Annotated in this window: 3 protein-coding genes; 1 reads left to right on the top strand and 2 read right to left on the bottom strand. The window is 60.3% G+C overall.

Annotated elements, in window-relative coordinates; all coding sequences use genetic code 11:
• Window positions 1-94: 94 nt before the first annotated feature.
• Together A3A5_RS39005 and idi are read right to left on the bottom strand one after the other, a co-directional pair.
• Window positions 95-814 carry an isopentenyl transferase family protein gene (locus A3A5_RS39005; protein WP_018312244.1) on the bottom strand — a complete coding sequence of 240 codons (720 nt, stop codon included), beginning with the start codon at window positions 812-814 and terminating at the stop codon, window positions 95-97.
• Window positions 811-1,401, bottom strand: a complete 591-nt coding sequence (idi, locus tag A3A5_RS0119680) for an isopentenyl-diphosphate Delta-isomerase (RefSeq protein WP_018312245.1) — start codon at window positions 1,399-1,401, stop codon at window positions 811-813. Before idi ends, A3A5_RS39005 begins: the two co-directional genes overlap by 4 nt.
• Window positions 1,402-1,442: 41 nt before the next feature.
• On the opposite strand from idi, the gene A3A5_RS39010 reads away from it, so the two are divergent.
• Window positions 1,443-1,703, top strand: coding sequence for a hypothetical protein (locus A3A5_RS39010; RefSeq protein WP_018312246.1), 261 nt, complete (start codon window positions 1,443-1,445; stop codon window positions 1,701-1,703).
• Window positions 1,704-1,750 lie beyond the last annotated feature (47 nt).

A 1,750-nucleotide genomic window follows, 5' to 3' on the forward strand; every position in this document is an offset into this window, starting at 1 on the left:
TGACCACCGCTGGAAACCGGTGGCCGTGATAGAGCGATCTCGTCTTCTTCATCCACGCATCTTACGACAGCGCTACGCCAACCTGACAATGCCCTCAGTACTCCAGTTTGGGTACGGCAATGGACCGACCGGACATGACCGGCAACTCACGCTCCTGCCAACGCGCATAAACGAAATATTCGCCGGCGATTTCCTGCACGAGCTGATCGCTCTGCCCGGGCGAGAGGGCGTGCGGCAAGCGGCCGACAGGAATACGGTAACGGTCTGCATACGCAATGATGCTCCGATAGCCGACAATTCCATTCAACACGGCGTGGGTTCTGGCGTCCGGCCACAAACCGGCGATCTCGTCCAACATGGACCGCGAGCCATCCGCCGGCGCCAGCATTTCCCGGATCCGGGATTTGGCTTTCGAAAGATATCCGGCGACATCCTGCAAAGCCAGCCTTTCCCACGTCTGCTCGTACGTTGCCCAGCGCGGATCCGCCGCGATGGTCCGAAGCAGCGAGACCGACCCGCCTTCAAGAATCAGCAAAGACTCTTTTTGCAGGAGTCGGGCCACGTGCTCATGCAAGAACGCATTGGCAGTCGCGGCGGCCAATTCCCCATCGGCGACCTTGCGATCCGCAATGTATACCCGCCGGGTAGAGCGGAGTTCGTCCACGGCAGGGCGGCCGCTTCCCACGGCGAGGTCGGGAAAGCATTGGATGCGATCCAGCACGATGACGGGAGCGTCGGTTTGTTCCGCAAGCGCAACGGATCGCCGTGTTTTTCCTGTCGTCGTCGGACCGACGATGAAATGCAGCCGCTTCATTCGACCTCGCCGGGAATCAGGTGGGGACGGACGTGGTTGAACGCCATTGGGAGCCACGCGGAGAAATCGTCGGGAGCCTGCGATATACTCGCGGCCAGCGCGTCCGGCGGAATATACATCCACTCGCTTACCTCCTCGGGAGCCGGCAGTGGCACGTCATCGCAGACGCCGATGAACAGATGGTCGATCTCGTTTTCAATCAGGCCGTGGCCGACATCGGCGCGATATTGGAAGACCGCTACCGGCTTCAATTCGCAGGCGATGCCCATTTCCTCCCCAAGGCGGCGGAGGGCCGCAACCTCGACTCGCTCGCCGGGTCGAGGATGCCCGCAACACGTATTCGACCAGCGGCCGGCCGAATGGTATTTCACGGCCGCACGACGCTGCATCAGAATCTCACCGTCACGATTGACGATGAAGACAGAAAATGCCCGGTGTAACAATCCTTGTTCGTGGGCGGGCAGCTTGAGGGCGGAGCCGATTTCGTTATTGGCTGCGTCGACGAGGATAAGATGTTCCTGGGGAGAGCAGGCACCGACCTGGGTGGTATCAATATCAGAGTCCAATTGCGTCAAATCATCCGGCATTAAGTTTCCTTTGTGTCAGGTTCCGTTGTTTTCATCTTGGAATGAAGAGCACGCGCGATGGCGCGCTCGCCGAGCCCACTACCGCCGCGCAGCAACCGCCGCACGCTTCACCGCCACTACCCCGGGCGCAGCGTGCGGACTTCCTGGTCGGCGATACCGTCAGCTTCACCGACCAACACCTGCGCGAACGCATCGGCGCCATCGTGCGCGTCAACCAGAAGACCGCCTCCATTGAGTGCGACCCGAACGAAGGTCACTGGCGTGTCTCCTTCGCGCTACTGCGCAAGGTCGTCGATCTCTGATTGCTTCGCCATTCACACGATAAGCATGCCTAGACCCAAGTCCGATC

The sequence above is a fragment of the Cupriavidus sp. UYPR2.512 genome (genome assembly GCF_000379565.1).
Taxonomy (GTDB): Bacteria; Pseudomonadota; Gammaproteobacteria; order Burkholderiales; family Burkholderiaceae; genus Cupriavidus.

Excerpts from the sequence above, each read along its gene's own strand:
- A3A5_RS39010 (WP_018312246.1), top strand. The coding sequence starts at position 1,443 with ATGAAGAGCACGCGCGATGGCGCGCTCGCCGAGCCCACTACCGCCGCG.
- idi (WP_018312245.1), bottom strand. The coding sequence starts at position 1,401 with ATGCCGGATGATTTGACGCAATTGGACTCTGATATTGATACCACCCAG.
- A3A5_RS39005 (WP_018312244.1), bottom strand. The coding sequence starts at position 814 with ATGAAGCGGCTGCATTTCATCGTCGGTCCGACGACGACAGGAAAAACA.